This is a genomic window from Plantactinospora sonchi, assembly GCF_036422035.1.
In the GTDB taxonomy this organism is placed as follows: domain Bacteria; phylum Actinomycetota; class Actinomycetes; order Mycobacteriales; family Micromonosporaceae; genus Plantactinospora; species Plantactinospora sonchi.
In genome coordinates, this window is sequence record NZ_JAZGQK010000032.1 from 1 (window position 1) to 15,854 (window position 15,854).

A 15,854-nucleotide genomic window follows, 5' to 3' on the forward strand; every position below is an offset into this window, starting at 1 on the left:
CTGTACCGCCCCGACTGCACCAACGGATCCGACTGGAACATCTACAGCACCCACACCAACACCCACCTCCGCTCCGGCCTCAAATACGGCGGCTGCAACGCCATCCCCGCCCCCGGCGACTACAACGCCGACGGCGCCACCGACCTGGCCCTGTACCGCCCCGACTGCACCAACGGATCCGACTGGAACATCTACAGCACCCACACCAACACCCACCTCCGCTCCGGCCTCAAATACGGCGGCTGCAACGCCATCCCCGCCCCCGGCGACTACAACGCCGACGGCGCCACCGACCTGGCCCTGTACCGCCCCGACTGCACCAACGGATCCGACTGGAACATCTACAGCACCCACACCAACACCCACCTCCGCTCCGCCCACAGGTACGGCGGCTGCGGCGACATCCCCGCCGCCAGCAACCCCGCCACCATCTGACAACGGCGAGTGGCGCCGGCCCCTTCGGGCCGGCGTCACCGCCGCCTCCACGGCGAACTCCTCGTCGTCCTGGGGGTGAAGGTCGCGTCCTCCACCGTCTGGGAGATCCTCCAGCAGGCCGGTATCGACCCGGCACCCCAGCGCACCGCCCCCAGCTGGGCGACGTTCCTGCGTTCGCAGGCGCAGCCCATCATCGCCGCCGACTCCTTCGAGACGTCAACGTTGGCCGGCGCCAGGCTGTACGTCCTTGCCCATGCGCGCCTCGACTTCATGTCCCAACGCGGGCCGGAGAGCGTGGATCTGGCGCATACCTCAGGCCCGAACGCCTGACGAAGAGGGCAACTTCTGAGGTGTATCCGGTGTCGAAGTCTGTACGCGGGTGCGACCGCGCAGCCGAAGCTCAGGCGGAGGCTGTCGACCTTCGCCGGTGCCGCGCATGTATCCGGCAACGAGGACGGCGCCGGGGGCGGCCCGAGGCCACGGTCGAGCTGCTATCGCCATGGCCTTTTCCCATGACGCACAGGAGGATTCGTGACACAGCCTGGACATCGAATCAGAAGAGGGGTGGCAGGCCTAGCCGCGCTCATCGTCGCGCTACCGCCCGCCGTCTCGGCGATGCCGGGGCACGCGGTGAAGCCTGTCGGCTCACTCGCGGGGGTCACCCGGGCGCTGCCGGGAGAACACTCCTGGCTGACACTGGTGACCGGTGACCGGGTACTCGTCGACCTGTCCGGGGGCCGCGAGCGGGTGGTCATGCCTCGGCCGGGCAAGGGCCGTGACGGGGTGCGGTTCGTTCGCCATGTGGAGGGCGGCGACACGTATGTCATCCCGAGCGACGCCCTGCCGCTGGTCGCGGCCCGTCGGGTGGACCGACGACTGTTCAACGTCTCGAAGCTGGTGCGGCTCGGATATGACGACCGCTCCGAGAACGTCGTGCCGCTGATCGTCACGTACCAGGAAGGGATGTCGGCGCGGTCGGCCGAAAGCCGGCTCACCGCTGCCGGTGGCCGAACGATCCGCGATCTGCCCAGTGTCGACGGTGGGGCGGTGACAGTGGTCAAGACCGACGCCGGTCGATTCTGGGAATCGGTGACCGGTGCGGCACCGCACGCGCTGTCGACCGGAATCACGCGCATCCTGCTCGACGCCAGGGTGACGGCAACCCTCGACAGGAGCGTGGCGCAGGTCGGCGCGCCGGCCGCGTGGGAAGCCGGGCATACCGGCAAAGGGGCTACCGTCGCGGTGCTGGACACCGGCATCGACGTCGACCATCCCGACCTTGCCGACGCGGTTGTCGGCGCGAAGGACTTCACCGACAGCGAGTCCGGCACCGATGATCTCTTCGGCCATGGCACTCACGTTGCCGGCACCATTACCGGCAACGGGGCGTCCGCGGCGAACAGGTACGTGGGCGTCGCCCCTGACAGCAAGCTGCTCAACGGCAAGGTGCTCGACGACTTCGGCGGTGGCGCAGAGTCCGGTGTCATCGCTGGCATGCAGTGGGCCGTCGAGCAGGGCGCCGACGTGGTCAACATGAGCCTCGGCAGTGACTTCCCGGGCGACGGCACCGATCCGCTGGACCAGGCCGTCAACGAGCTCAGCAAGGACTCCGGCACCCTCTTCGTCGTCGCGGCGGGCAACACCGGCCCGGAGAGCAAGTCGATCGGCAGTCCCGGCTCGGCGGACGAGGCGCTCACCGTTGGCGCGGTCGACGAGCAGGACGCCCTGGCCGACTTTTCCAGCCGAGGTCCCCGCTGGTACAGCTTCGGGCTGAAGCCCGACATCACCGCGCCGGGTGTCGGCATCGTCGCACCCCTGGCCGAGGGCTCGGTGATGGGCGAGGAGTACCCGCACGTCGACGGCAACTATGTGGCGTTGTCGGGTACCTCGATGGCGGCACCACACGTCGCCGGTGCGGCGGCGATCCTGGCCGGCCAGCACCCGGGCTGGGACGTCGACGAGCTCAAGCCCGCCCTGATGGGGAGCGCCAAGCCCCGCGACGACCTCGGCATCTACGAACAGGGCAGCGGCCGCCTGGACGTCGCCCGGGCCGTCAGCCAGACGGTCCTGGCATCTCCGGCCACAGTGAACAACGGCATCGTCCGCTGGCCGCACACCGACGACAAGCCGATCACCACCACGATCATGTACCGCAACCACGGCACGACACCGGTCACCCTGCGCCTCTCGGCCAGCGCGCGCGACCCGCAGGGCGAACCGGCCCCGGCCGGGATGTTCACCCTCGACCAGGCTCAGGTCACCGTGCCCGCCGCCGGAACCGCGACGGTCGCGCTCGTGACGAACACCGCGGTGCCGGCCCCCGACGGCAGCTACGGCGGTGTGGTCGTCGCCACCGACGAACAGACGACCGTGCGCACACCCTTCGGCGTCGTCCGCGAGGTGGAGAGCTACGACGTCACCGTCATCCACCTAGATCGGGATGGGCAGCCGACCCCCAACCACTTCAGCCGGTTCGTCGACGTCGACCACCCCGAGGTCGTCGGACAGTACGACCCGTCGGGCAAGGTGACCGTCCGGGTGCCGAAGGGCCGCCACTACTTCGACGCCAGTATTGACAGCCCGTCCGGAACTGCTATGGCGGTGGAGCCGGAACTGACCGTCACCCGGGACATGGAACTCGTCGTCGACGCGCGGCAGGCACAACCGGTCGGGGTCACGGTGGATCAACCGGACGCCAGGGTCGGTAGCGGACTCGTTCTGTTCGACCGGAAGACCGCCTGGGGTGACACCGGATTCGGCCTCTTCGACCGGAACTTCGACAAGATGTTCGTCCGGCCATCCAGCACCCGTACGCCGAAGGACCAGTCCACCTTTCTCTTGACCGCAGACCTGGGCCGGCCCGACGACGAGGACGGCTTCAGCGGTAGTCCGTACCTCTACCGTGTCCAGTGGTCCGAAGCCGGGCGGGTGCCGGCGGAACTGGTCCGCCGGATCCACGACCGGGACCTGGCAACGGTGGAGACCCGGATCGCCGCCGCGTCCCCCGGCCAGACCGTGCTGAAGGACTTCCTGGTGGAGCTCGTGGCGCCTGCCACGATCACGGAACGCTACACACCGGGGATCCCGTTCTCTCCCACCTTGGGTCTGCCGTCGAAGGAGGGCGACGGGGCCGAGTACGACGGGTTCATCATGTCGACGCCGGTGACCTACCAGCGCGGCCGACCGGTGGTCGAGTACTGGAATCGGGGGGTGTTCGGCCCTGGATTCCCCGACGATCCGTCGGCCGACGACCCGTACGTATGGCGAACCGGCGACACGATCACGGCTGACCTGCAGCTCTTCGGCGACCAGGCAAACAACCGCTACGGCTGGTCGAAGACCGACTCGCTACGGATGACCCTCTTCCGGGACGGCAAGCCGATAGGCGAGACGCAATCCGCCTACGGCGAATTCCGGGTGCCCGCCGAACCTGGTACGTACCGCCTGGAGGTGACCGCCAGTCGATCCGTCTCCACGCTGTCCACCCGGATCGACGCGGCGTGGACGTTCCGGTCAGCGCACACGCCCGAGGATGCGGCCACTCCGCTGCCAGCGATGGCAGTACGCTTCGCACCCGACCTGAGTACCCACAACCAGGCCCCGGGCGGCGGTCGGTTCGCCGTCCCGGTCCTCCTCCAGCGCCAGACCGGCGCGGGATACGGCTCGCCGCAGAAGGTGACGGTCCAGGTGTCGTACGACGACGGAAGGACCTGGCAGCCGGCGCGGATCACCGGCTCAGGGCCGAACCTGACGATGTTGGTTGACCATTCGCCCGAAGCCGATCACGTCTCACTGAGGGCGACCGCGACCGACAGCACCGGCAACTCCGTCGACCAGACCATCATCCGGGCGTACGCCATCGAGAACGCACGCTGAAAGTCCGGCCGCACGCCCACCCGGGGTGTGCGGCCGGCCCGGCCACCGCCTCGCCACGGCATGGACATCGATTTTCCCGGAGCTCCGGCAGCACAGCGTTGGTCGAGCAGCCCGCCCGTCAGTACGGTGATCCCGGCACGTTGGGGTTGACCGACGCCGTTGCGTTGCCGGTGGTGACGGCCGGCTGACGTACGGTCGGGCGTGCCTCGCCGTGCGTTCACCGCTCACGACGGTGACGTCGGCCCCGTCTTGCTTTGCGCTGACCGACGGTCAAAGGAAATCGCTGGGGCGGACAGCTGACTGGCTAGGGTGAAGTTGTGCGGTTCGGCGTGTTGGGCGAGATCGCCGTGTGGACATCAGACGGCGAACCCGTCACCGTGCCTGGCCTGAAGGTTCGTGGTCTGCTGGCTGACCTGCTGGTTCATGAAGGACTCCCGGTGACCGCCGACCGGCTGATCGAGGATCTCTGGGGTGACGAGCCGCCGGGCAACGCGCTTGGAGCTCTCCAGGCCAAGGTGTCGCAGTTGCGCCGCGCGCTGGAGACGGGCGAGGCGGGTGGGCGGGTGCTGGTCGAGTCCGGTGATGCGGGCTACCGGCTGCGGACGTCGCCGGAATCGGTCGACGCCGGTCGCTTCACCGCTCTGCTGGCACGTTCGCGCACGCAACGGGAGCCGGCGACGCGGGCGGCAACGCTGACGGAAGCGCTGTCGCTGTGGCGCGGTCCCCCGTACGCCGACTTCAGCGACGAGCGATTCGTACGCGAGGCTGCGCACCGGCTCGACGACCAGTATCTGGCGGCGACGGAGGAGCTGGCCGAGGCGCGGCTCGACCTCGGTGAGCACCACCTGCTCGCCGGTGAGCTGGCCGACCTGGTCGCACGGCATCCGTGGCGCGAGCGGCTGCGGGCCGCACAGCTGCGCGCCCTGTACGGCTCGGGACGCCAGCGTGACGCCCTGGCCGGCTACGAGCAGTTCCGCCGGCAACTGCGTGACGAGCTCGGTGTCGACCCCGGTCAGGAGCTGGCCGACCTGCATCGGGCGATGCTGCGCCAGGACCCGGCGTTACAGTCACCGCCGTCGACCCGGACTCGGACGAATCTGCCGGCGCCTCTGTCGCCCGGCCCGTACGGCGGACTGATCGGGCGCGACGAGGCCGTCGAGGCGGTACGGGAGCGCCTGGCGAACGAGCGGCTGGTGACCCTGACCGGTCTGGGCGGAGTCGGGAAGACCAGGTTGGCGATCGAGGCCGCTCGTCTCGTGACCGACAGGTTTCCCGCCGGGGTATGGCTCGTCGAGCTGGCCGGCCAGCCGCCCTCCGACGACCTGACGACCTGCACCGAAGTCGTCGACCTGGTGGCGGCGGCCCTCGAGATCCGGGACGACAGCCAACCTGGTGATCGCCCACGTGAGCCCATGGACCAGTTGGCGGCCGCCGTGCGAGATCGGCAGCAGCTGCTGCTGCTCGACAACTGCGAACACGTGGTAGCGCCGATCGCGCAGTTGGCCGAACGGCTCCTGGCCGCGGCGGCCGACCTGCGCATCCTGACGACGAGCCGGGAACCGCTCGGAATCCTCGGCGAGGTGATCTTTCCGGTACCGCCGCTGGCCCTGCCGCGACCCGGGGCTACCGCACAGGAGGTCGCCGAGGCTCCGGCGGTTCGGCTCTTCGCCGCTCGTGCCCGGGCCGTCGAGCCCGGATTCACCGTTGACCGGGCGAACACGGACACGATCGCGACTATCTGCCGGCGACTGGACGGGGTACCACTGGCACTGGAGCTGGCCGCGTCCCGGCTGCCGGTGCTGGATCCGGGAGAACTGGCGGCGCGGCTCGACGATCGCTTCCGACTGCTGTCCTCCGGCCGCCGCACCGCGCCCCCACGCCAGCAGGGGCTTCGCGCCATGATCGACTGGAGTTGGGAGCTCCTGTCGCCTCCCGAACGCGCCGTGCTGCGCCGGCTGGCGGTCTTCGCCGACGGTGCCACCCTCGCAGCCGCCGAGCAGGTGTGCGCTGGCGGGCAGCTGGTCTCGGACGAGGTCCTCGACGTGTTGGCACGCCTGATCGACCGGTCGCTGGTCATGGTGCGGCACGCGGAGCGCCCGCGACGCTATCGACTGCCGGAGACGTTGGCCGCTTACGGTCTCGAACAGCTCGACACGGCCGGTGAACTGCCCCCAACCCGTCGCCGATACGTCATGTGTCTCGCCCGTCTCGCCGAGCGGACCGCTGGGCGGCTACGCGGTCATGATCAAAGTCAAACGCTCCGCGAGCTGGACACCGAGAACGCGAACCTCCGCGCGGCACTCGACGTTGCCGCCGCTGATGGTCACGCCCGCACAGGCTTGACGCTCGCCGCGTCGTTGTCCTGGTACCGGCTGCTCCGAGGCCGGTTCGGAGAGATCGGCCGGTCACTACGAACGGCGTTGGACATCGTCCCGGCGAGCGCGGACGAGATCGCTCCGGACGCACTGCGGCGGCAAGCGGACATGTGGCTGGCCGCTCTCGCGACCCGCGACGGGGAGCCGGACGCTCCCCGGCAGCGGGTCCTGGAGCGGTACCAGGACGGCGACGGACCGGACAAGGCATTCGCGCAGTGGTTGTTCGCCTCCATGATGCTCGGCTCCGGGGATGCGAGCGAGGCCGCCGACCTGGTCAACGCGGCGTTGGAAGGGTTCCGCGCCTACGGGGACCGGTGGGGAGTCGCGGCCGCTTGCGCCACCCGAGCCGACCTCGCGCTCGTACTGCACAGCGACCTGTCCGCCGCCCAGCGCGACTGCGAGGTCAGCCGGTCGCTGTTCGGGCAACTGGGCGACCGCTGGGGTCAGGTGTACCCGACGAGCCTGTTGGGAAGTTTGGCGGAGATCCGTGGCGATTACGATCGCGCGGAGGCGTACCACCGCGAGGCGTTGCGTGTCGCCGAACATCTGCGGCTGTGGACGTTGGTCTCCCGTCAGCTGGCGAGCATCGGCCGGCTCGCCCTGCTGAGGGGCGACTACGACGAGGCCGTCGCCTGGCATGACCGCGCGCTACAGGTGGCGCAGGAGCAGTCGAGCCCTTCCGCTGTCGCGTTCGCCAGCACCGGACTCGCGATGATCGCCCGGCGTCGGGGGCACGTCGACGCCGCCGAGAGCCAGCAGCGGGATCTGCTCGCCTGGAACCGCCGCGCAGGATACCTGCCCGGCTGCGCACTCGCGCTGGCCGAGTTGGGGTTCATCGCCGAGCACCGGGGTGATGCTGCCCTCGCCGAACGCCGCCATCGTGAGTCGCTCCACGCGGCGCGAGCCACCGGAGATCACCGGGCAGTCGCCTTGGCCCTCGAGGGTCTGGCCGGCGCCACCAGTCTCGATGGCGACCATCGCCGCGCGGCGCGGCTGCTCGGCTCGGCCCGGAAGCTGCGTGCGGCAGCCGGAGCGCCGCTGCCCGCCGGCGAGCAGCAGGACGTACGGCGCATCACCCTGCGCGTCCGGGAGCATCTCGGCAGCGAGGAGCTCACTGCCGAGATGGACCTCGGCGGGCAGCTCGACCTCGACGAACCGGCTCTCGCCGGCGGCCGTAAGACGATGGTCAGTGAACGGTAAGGCCGTTCGGCACGGTTGACCGCAGAACCGAGCCGAACCAGGAGGTAACCATGCTGGCAGACGCCAGGCTTGCCGTCATCTACTACTCCGCCACCGGCACCGTGTACCGACTCGCGCAGGCGTTCGTCGACGGCGCCGCCGACGCCGGCGCGGAGGTCCGGCTGCGCAGGGTGGCAGAGCTGGCGCCGGAACACGTCATCGACGCCAAGCCGGCGTGGCGAGCCCACCTCGACGCCACCGCCGACGTTCCGCTCGCCACCCTCGACGACCTTCGCTGGGCTGACGGGTACGCCTTCGGCACACCGACCCGCTTCGGGAACGTCTGCGCTCAGCTGCGCCAGTTCCTCGACACCACGACTGCCCCGTGGCAGGCGGAGGAACTGGCCGACAAGCCGGCAACCGGCTTCACCGCCAGCTACGAGGAACACGGCGGTCAGGAGGCGACCCTGCTCAGCCTCTACCAGACCTTCCACCACTGGGGGTCCGTCATTCTGCCCACGGGCTACCTGAACTACGACGTCGCTCACGCTGCCGGCGGGAACCCGTACGGCGTGAGCCAGGTGGAGAGTCGCGCCAGCCGGGATCCCGAGTACGCCAAGGCCGTACTCGAAGCGGCCCGCCTCCAAGGCGCACGCCTCGCCCGCATGGCGGCAGCCGTCGCCGCCGTCCGCACGGACGGTCGACTCGGGTGACTCACTGCGGCTCGGCGCTCCCCCAGCGGTCGGCGCTGGCCGCCCTGCGGCGCACATTCCAGGCAGCCACTACGTCCCAGAACCCGGTCGCGGGCTTCTCCGGCCCGGAGTTCACCGCAGTGTCACCGAGCCCCACCCTGGCCGCGCGCCTGCGCGACCTGCACGACCAGCGCGAGGCAGCCCTCACCAAGGCGCTCGCCACAGCGACCGGGACCGCCCCCGACAACGTCACACCCCGGGCGACCGCCGCCCTGTTCGGCGCCGTCGCGCGCGTCCAGTTCCAGCGCATCCGGTAACTCACCCTCGCCGACACGACGACAACCAGATAGCCGACGTCGTGTCGGCGGAGGCCGGCCGTGCCTTCGACCTGCTGCAAGCTGTCAACGCCGATGTGACGCGTCCGGCTGACCAAGTGACCGCACTTCGTGTCTGACACCTCCGGTGGCAGGCGGGCAGGCCATGACGCTTGTGTTGGTCGATCGAATCGTCAGGTGGCGGATTGGCCTGGATGACCTGCTGGTGCGGTTCGCGCACCGGCTCGGCCGTGCCGAGCCGCATCAGCAGGGAGATACCGGTCCACGGGCTTGGCTGGCGGCGGAGGTGCACCGGAGGTCCCACCGTCGACGGGACCTCCGGAACCCCAAGCGGTCAGCCAGCCTCGGCGACGCTGAACGAGTACACGTTCCAGGTGGTGCTCTCGGACCCGTCGGCCCGCACGGCATACATGACGAGGTCGTGCCAGCCGCTGCGGGTCGGGGTGAAGGTGACGGTCGCCAGGCCGCCGGCACCGGGGGCCACCTCGGCCCAGTCTCCCTCGTTTATGAACCAGTAGCGGTAGGCCACCGTGTCGGTCCAGCCAGGCTCAGGAGAAAAAGTGAAGTCGCCGGGCACGCCGACCCCGCCACTGCCCGGTTCGTCACCGCTGACGCGCGGGTAGAGCTCGGAACGAATGCCCGGCCACGGATCGAAGGTGCAGGACCACTGCGCCCAGTCCGAGACAAACCCGTTGTCGCTGTGGCTGCGTACCCTGAGATTGTGGCAGCGCGGGCTGCGGGCCCAGAAGGAGATGAGCGCCGTACCGTCCGCCTCGGCGCGCACGGTCTCGGGCCGGTCACCATCCAGGATGTACTCGTACTCGGTGACCTGGACGCCCGGGGCCGGTGACACCTGCAGACGCACCTCCTGGTTCCACTCCGGCTGTCCGGTCAACTGGGTCAACCCGGGCCTCGACTCCGGGACGTACACCTCGTAAACGACGGTCGGCGAGGCGTTGCCGGCCGAGTCGATCGAGCTGACGGTCAGCCGCTGCGGACCACTGTTCGGCGGATTGAGGGTCACCGTGGCGGAGCCACCCGGCCTGTTGGCCTTGACCGCGCCGGGTCGGTCGAAGACCGGTTGGCAGACCAGTTGCCCGACGTCGCCACTCCACTCGCAGCCGTCGATGTCCAAACCGTTCCAGCTGTAGTGGAAGCCGGCGACGTCCCGGTCACCGTTGCTGGAGAAGGTGAAGACCCCAAGCTCGCCGGGCGGCACTTGCTGGCCGCCCTGGTGCGACGGATAGTTCGACGAGCCTACTGTCGGCGGCCCGGCCGGACGGGTGCGGTCGTAGGTGAAGTAGCACTTCTTCGACCAGCCGGAGACGTCGGCTCCGTCACCCACCCGCGCCTGCCAGACGTACGACGTACCGTCGACCAGCGCGCCCTCCGGCAACACCACTCCGTTGGCCCGGCCGGAGACACCGTCCTCACCGACGTATTCGGTCCGCGCCTCCGGTCGACCGGCTGGCCAGATGGCCGCGGTGGTCCGCAGGTTTCGCTCGTCGTCGTGGTCGGCATCGAACCCGCGGGCCTGAAGCAGATTGGCGAAGTCACCGATCCGGGGGTACGGCTTCAACGTGCTGCACGGAAAGCCACCGTTGTAGAGACTGCTGCTGTCGACAGTCGGCACCGAGTTGTACTCGACGTTCAGCTGCACGGTGCGATACCAGGAGAGCCGGCGAGCGTAGCTGGGGTCGCTCTCGTACTGCTCGGGGACCCGAACCTCGAAGCTGATCCGTCGCTGCCGCTTCTGCACGGCGTCGAGCAGTGCGGAGTCGACGTCGAAGGAAACGGTTCCGCCGGGGCAGTAGTCGGTTGTGTGAATCTCACTCACCTTGACCAGCGGTGTCGGCGCCTGCCGCCAGCTGGGGGTGGCCTCGATCGGCCGGGTCCGCCAGATCTCGATGGCCCGTTTCGAACAGTCGGCGACGGTGTCCTCCCGGAAGCGCAGGGCTCCGCCGTAGACCTTCTTGCCCTCGAATCCAGACAGGTCGAAGGTGGCGTAGACGCGGGAGGTGTGCGGTGTGCCGTCCCCGTCCGGCCAGGTGCCCAGCGGCAGCTCCGCTTCACCGGCGTCATACGCCTGCCCGGGATTGGCCGAATCGGTGTAGCCGACCTGCACCGACGGCGCGCCCCCGTAAGAGGGTGCCGCCTCAGCGGAGCCGGCAACAGCGACCACGCCCAGCATGCCCGCCACCAGCGAAAGCGCGAGTGTCGACGTCAGGACACGGAACGGCCCACGTCCGATCACGATTGATCCTCCCCGTTCACCTCCGCGCCGATGCGCGGGAACCGCGAGAATTGAAGCGGGTGGCCGGGGATTCGGCAAACGCCTTATCCGGCACATGGTTCGCCTCACCCTGGTCGTCATGGCCTGCACCGCCGGCATCCAGGACCGGGACGGCGTCGAGAGCCCCGTGCCGGTCGCCTTGCCACCTCAACCACGGTGCTCGTGGGCATGTCGGATTCGCGTAGGGCGGTGTACCGGTCGAGCAGGATCGGCACCCCGGTGCGGATCCTGTACCTGCCAGAACCTGTCGCACAGCCTGTGAACTGGGAAACCTCGGCACGGCCTGACGATCTCCCATATGGTCGTGCGGCTGCCGTACCTGGGAATGATCTACCTGCCTGGTGCTGCGGCTGGCCCGCGACAACCCGCGATAGGGCCACCGCAGGATCCAGGGCGAGCTCCAGCGGCTGGGCTATCGGATCGGAGCTGGCACGATCCGACGAATTCTGGCCCACCGCCGGATCGGCCCGCTCAACCTCCGGCTGTCCGACGACGAACTCGACGACCTGGCCGCCGCCGACCGCACCGGCGAACCGTGGCTGCGAGGCCGCGAGCGGGCGGGCCGACGAGGCGAGAGGATGGACCTCATGGCGGATCGCGATCCGGGACCCTGGCAGCTGGCCGGCGAGGTCGGCTTCACGGTCACGTTCGGCCGTGGCCTCGATCCGGGCGCGATGCTGGCCGCCTACGGGGCCGATCCGGCGAGCGCGCGAGCGCTGACCCACGCACAGGCCCGGGACGCCCTTCCGACCGAGTGGGGCCGGCCGCGGCTGCGCGCCGGGATGCTCGACGGCGCCGGGGCCGCGCCGGCACCCGTACCCCGTGGGCTTTTTGTCTTGAGGAGTGGGGCACGGAGGGTGGGCGTGCCGAGGTGCTGGCCGCCCTGTCCGCCGGCGGCGGCGCGGCCCTCGCGCTGGTGGTCGGCCCGGGGATGGGCAGCTTCCACGACTACCGCGACGGGGCGCGGGTCGAGATGTTCGAGCCGGGGATGTCCTACTCGCCGAGGGGGAGCGGCCGCACCGGTTCTACGAGCGGACCGAGGCGATCGCGCGGCACGAGGGGCTGCCCGCCGACCGGGCGTGCCTGCTGGCAATCGAGGAACACGTCGGCGTCGTCCTCCGCGCCGACCTGCTGGCGGGGCCGCTGGCCACGCTGGTGCTGGCCACCCCGCTGCCGCCGGCGCCACCCCCGGCCCGCCCCGGTCGCCCGCCGGGGCGGCTGATCGGCCGCCTGGACCTCTCGGCGACCCGACCGATCCCGCCACCGGGGAGCTGAGCCCCAGCCCTCGAGTCCGGCCCAGACCGGACATCGGGCGTTGCCGGCCGGATCTCCCGACCCCAGCGGGCCGGACGGCCACGAACCGTACAACCAATCCGCCGGCTCTGGTGCTGCGCCTGGCCCGCGAGAACGCCACCGGGGGTACCGCCGCATCCACGGCGAACCGCTCGTCCTGGGGGTGAAGGTCCCCGCTTCCACCGTCTGGGAGATCCTTCAACAGGCCGCGATCGACCGGGCACCCCAGCGCACCGCCACCACCTGGACAACGTTCCTTCGCCCCAGGCGCAGGCGCAGGCCATCATCGCCCCCGACTTCGTCGAAACCACCACCCTGACCGGCGCGGATGAGGTTTTCGGCATCCGCAGGGCCCAGTGGCGCCCGCAGGAGCGCGCGCACAACCGACAGTTACGTCACAAGTGTGCGTTTTACGCGTTCGGGTCCCAGTCTGCGAGCTGCTCCATCGGCTCGGTGTCGCCGGTGGTCTCCAGGCCGTCGAGCGGGACTCGCTCGTAGAAGTAGAGGACCAGTTCGCTCGCTGCGCCTCGCACCGCCATGTCGCCCGGCTCCGCGTCGGCGGCGAGGTCGTCGCAGCGGACGCCGTCGGCGTTGAGGGTCAGGCGCCAGGAGCGGCCCTCGGTCGCGTGCAGGTCGATGGTCGCCGGCTTGAACGGCCAGGGGACGGTCGTCGCCGAGACGGTCGTCAGGAACTCGTCGACGCCCTCTACCGCGACGTCCGTCGGCAGCGGCTGTGCGGCCCCCTGGGTGAGCTGGGCGTCGTAGGTGTGGACGGCGATCTCCTGGATCTGGTGCCGGGCCACGGCTCCGCTGGTCTCCGGGGCCTGCGAGCGGCCCCACCAGGTCCAGCAGCCGCGGTCCGGGCCGGCCTCGCGCAGCGCGTCGAGCATGAGCTCGGTCGACTCGGCGAGCCAGGCGTCCAGGGCTTCGCGGTCGCGGGGCGCGGTCGGGGCGCCCTTCGGGTCCGTCCTCGCCGGGGGCTCAGCGTCCGGGCCCGCCGCGACGATGGCGGCCTGGCGGCGGCGGCCGTCGCCGAGGTGCTGCGCCAGTTCGCGCAGCGTCCAGTCCGGGCAGGTCGGGACCTGGACGTCAAGGTCGGGGGCGGACGCGATCGCGGCGCGGAACGCGGCCGAGCGGTCTTCGATCAGCCGCAGGACCTCGGAGAACTCCAGAATGTTTTGCACGGCGGTTGTGTATCACGCGCTCCGGCCGCCGGGTAGCGAATTTGTCGGACGAACGCGTCGACAGCCGGGCGGAGCGCCGGCGCCGAAGCCGTCCTGAAAATCCGCGCACTGCTCGCCAGCAACGGCTTCGACCGCTACTGGACCTAACATCCGGGCCAGAAGCAGCAGCGCAACCACCAGGCCCGCTACCAACTCGCCGCTTGACCTACGAAGTCACTCCCAGCAACTCGCACCCCTGGCCGATGTCAGCGGCCTCAGTAGTGTGCGGCCCGGCGGCGCCAGCGCCAGCGGGGTGAAACCTCTGACCGGGATCGTTCACGGGATGGCCCGGGGTAGCCTGCGCCCGTGAAGGTCTATCCCCTCTGGCACATCAGCCACCAGAACGAAGCCGGCCCCAACGACGAGACGATTCACCTTGACGACGAGGGCGTATTCATCGACGAGCAGGACGGCGACGACGTCAAGCTGCTCGGCATCTACTCCTCCGAGGCCGTGGCCGGAGAGCGGATCCGCCGCGCGCGTTTTCTACCGGGCTTCGCCGACGAGCCAGACTGCTTCCAGATCGGAGAGTACGACCTCGATGAGGACCACTGGACCGAGGGCTTCGTCCGCGCGCCGGTGTAGGCCTTCGGGTGAGCGACCCTGCAGAGGGCAGATCGTTCACGTCGCTTCGGTGAATGTCTCTCCGCGAAGGCCGTTTCCGCTGCGGATGCGCGGGCGTTCCTTTGCGATGGGCGGCCAGGACGTCGGGATGGCGGGCGTTCGGGTTGCGCCAGCGCAGGTAAGCGTGCAGCGCGCGGGTCTGGACCGTGTGGTGCGGATAGTTCGAGTGGCAGGCGCGAACTGCCCAGCGGTCCGAAGTGCGCCTCGATCGAGGCCGGGACACTGCCTGTCTCGTCGCGGTGACGGATCCGCACTGCCGAGTGTGCACGTAAGAGCCTATGAGGTGTCGCCATGCGGCTGATCCTGGTCGCGGCGGCGTTGTTCATTGGTACTCGACATGCTGGCTTGACGGACCAACAGGGCTTCACGAGGACACGCACAACTGGCCCACTTAATGATGATCTTGCCTGCTTCAACTAACCGTTCGTGACGGCTGGGGTCGTCGGCGTTGCCGCCCGGAACTGCACGGATCTGCCGAGATGTGCGCACCTGATCACGGCGGCAGCGATGCCGACGACAGCGCGTGCGGGCCGTGGGGCACCCGGTCGCCGGGCTCGCCCTCGTGGCACCATGTTGCGCTATGGATCATCAGGAGCAGCTTCGTCGTGCGGCGCTCGCGTTGGGCATCCCGGACGACGAGGTCAGCCGTTTCATCCAGCACCTCCGTTTGTCGATCCGGTTGAGCGGAGGATCCAACGGTGCTCCGGTCGGGCAGTTCGGTGGGTTGCCCCGGCTGCCGGTGGGCATGGACTGGCCGTCGGACGGGGTCAGTCCGTTGCCGTTCATCTTCTCGGTCGACTGTGCGGCGCTGCCAAGAATCGACGGCTTCGGCCTGCCGGCAGACGGCTCGCTGCTGTTCTTCCTGAACCACGAGCAGGCCGCTGCCACCGGCGAGCGGAGGTACGGGCGAGTCGTGTATGTGCCGGCCGGCGCCGATACCGAGATGGCGGCAGGATCCACCGACCACGCGTTCGTCGACAAGCAGTACGACGTCGGCGCCACGCTGCGCGCGGAGTTCCCCGATTGGTTCGGGGCGGACGAGGACGACGACGAGGACGAGGACGAGGACGACCTGTCGCCCTTTCAGCAGCAGTTGGCCCGTGACCTCGAGCGTGATTTGCCGCACCTTGACGAACTCTGTGCTCTGGCCAACGATCTCTGGCCGCCTGACAACGGCTACGCCAGCGCCTATATCGGCGGGTACGCCGACGCGGAGGTAATCAAGGGTATCGCGGAGCAGACCCTCGCGTGGCGCGAGAAGACCGGCGAGATCGTCGTCCCGGTCGCAAAATGGTATTCCCATGTGGAGAAGGAAACGCACCGGCTGGCGAATGAGTGGGTGTCGCTCGCCCGCTTTCCCGTAGATAACGAGTTCTATTACCGGAGTGACGGGGGTTTCGTGATCCGTCACGACGACCTGGCCGCTGGTCGGCTGGACGAGGCGCTTTCCGTGGCTGAGTTGATCCCATAGAACACCGGCGGCGCCGGATACAGCCACGATCTGCGTTGCCAGCGGTGCCGACGTCAGA

The 15,854-nt window shown here is 69.5% G+C and carries 9 protein-coding genes and 1 pseudogene; 8 read left to right on the forward strand and 2 right to left on the reverse strand.

What is annotated here, in order from left to right; all coding sequences use genetic code 11:
• The 6 genes and pseudogenes from V1633_RS30590 to V1633_RS30615 all read left to right on the forward strand — a co-directional run.
• Positions 1-435: pseudogene (locus V1633_RS30590) on the forward strand (VCBS repeat domain-containing M23 family metallopeptidase); the annotation flags it as partial.
• A 75-nt stretch (positions 436-510) separates the two neighbouring features.
• The gene (locus V1633_RS30595; protein WP_331217780.1) at positions 511-765 is read left to right on the forward strand and encodes a hypothetical protein; all 255 of its coding nucleotides are present in this window, start codon (positions 511-513) and stop codon (positions 763-765) included.
• Between the two features lie 234 nt (positions 766-999).
• Positions 1,000-4,311, forward strand: coding sequence for a S8 family serine peptidase (locus V1633_RS30600; protein ID WP_331217781.1), 3,312 nt, complete (start codon positions 1,000-1,002; stop codon positions 4,309-4,311).
• A 437-nt stretch (positions 4,312-4,748) separates the two neighbouring features.
• Positions 4,749-7,886: a BTAD domain-containing putative transcriptional regulator gene (locus V1633_RS30605; RefSeq protein ID WP_407952132.1), complete on the forward strand. Its 3,138-nt coding sequence runs from the start codon at positions 4,749-4,751 to the stop codon at positions 7,884-7,886.
• 50 nt (positions 7,887-7,936) lie between these two features.
• Positions 7,937-8,578 (forward strand): NAD(P)H:quinone oxidoreductase, encoded by a 642-nt coding sequence (gene wrbA, locus V1633_RS30610; protein WP_331217782.1) that lies wholly within the window; start codon positions 7,937-7,939, stop codon positions 8,576-8,578.
• Positions 8,575-8,874, forward strand: coding sequence for a hypothetical protein (locus tag V1633_RS30615; RefSeq protein ID WP_331217783.1), 300 nt, complete (start codon positions 8,575-8,577; stop codon positions 8,872-8,874). The genes wrbA and V1633_RS30615 overlap by 4 nt, the downstream gene beginning before the upstream one ends.
• A gap of 352 nt (positions 8,875-9,226) precedes the next feature.
• Here the strand turns inward: V1633_RS30615 and V1633_RS30620 are convergent, their stop codons facing one another.
• Positions 9,227-11,146, reverse strand: a complete 1,920-nt coding sequence (locus tag V1633_RS30620; protein WP_331217784.1) for a hypothetical protein — start codon at positions 11,144-11,146, stop codon at positions 9,227-9,229.
• A gap of 1,742 nt (positions 11,147-12,888) precedes the next feature.
• Positions 12,889-13,662, reverse strand: coding sequence for a maleylpyruvate isomerase family mycothiol-dependent enzyme (locus V1633_RS30625; RefSeq protein WP_331217785.1), 774 nt, complete (start codon positions 13,660-13,662; stop codon positions 12,889-12,891).
• Positions 13,663-14,007: 345 nt separating this feature from the next.
• Here V1633_RS30625 and V1633_RS30630 point away from each other — a divergent pair, with 345 nt between their 5' ends.
• Entirely contained in the window at positions 14,008-14,286 is a 279-nt protein-coding gene (locus V1633_RS30630) for a DUF7336 domain-containing protein (RefSeq protein ID WP_331217786.1), read from the forward strand.
• 619 nt (positions 14,287-14,905) lie between these two features.
• A complete protein-coding gene (locus V1633_RS30635; RefSeq protein ID WP_331217787.1) occupies positions 14,906-15,796 on the forward strand; it encodes a DUF1963 domain-containing protein in 891 nt (296 codons plus the stop codon).
• The last annotated feature ends 58 nt before the right edge of the window (positions 15,797-15,854 follow it).

Bases quoted from the DNA above. Each gene is read 5' to 3' on its own strand.
- wrbA (WP_331217782.1), top strand. From the start codon at position 7,937: ATGCTGGCAGACGCCAGGCTTGCCGTCATCTACTACTCCGCCACCGGC.
- V1633_RS30635 (WP_331217787.1), top strand. From the start codon at position 14,906: ATGGATCATCAGGAGCAGCTTCGTCGTGCGGCGCTCGCGTTGGGCATC.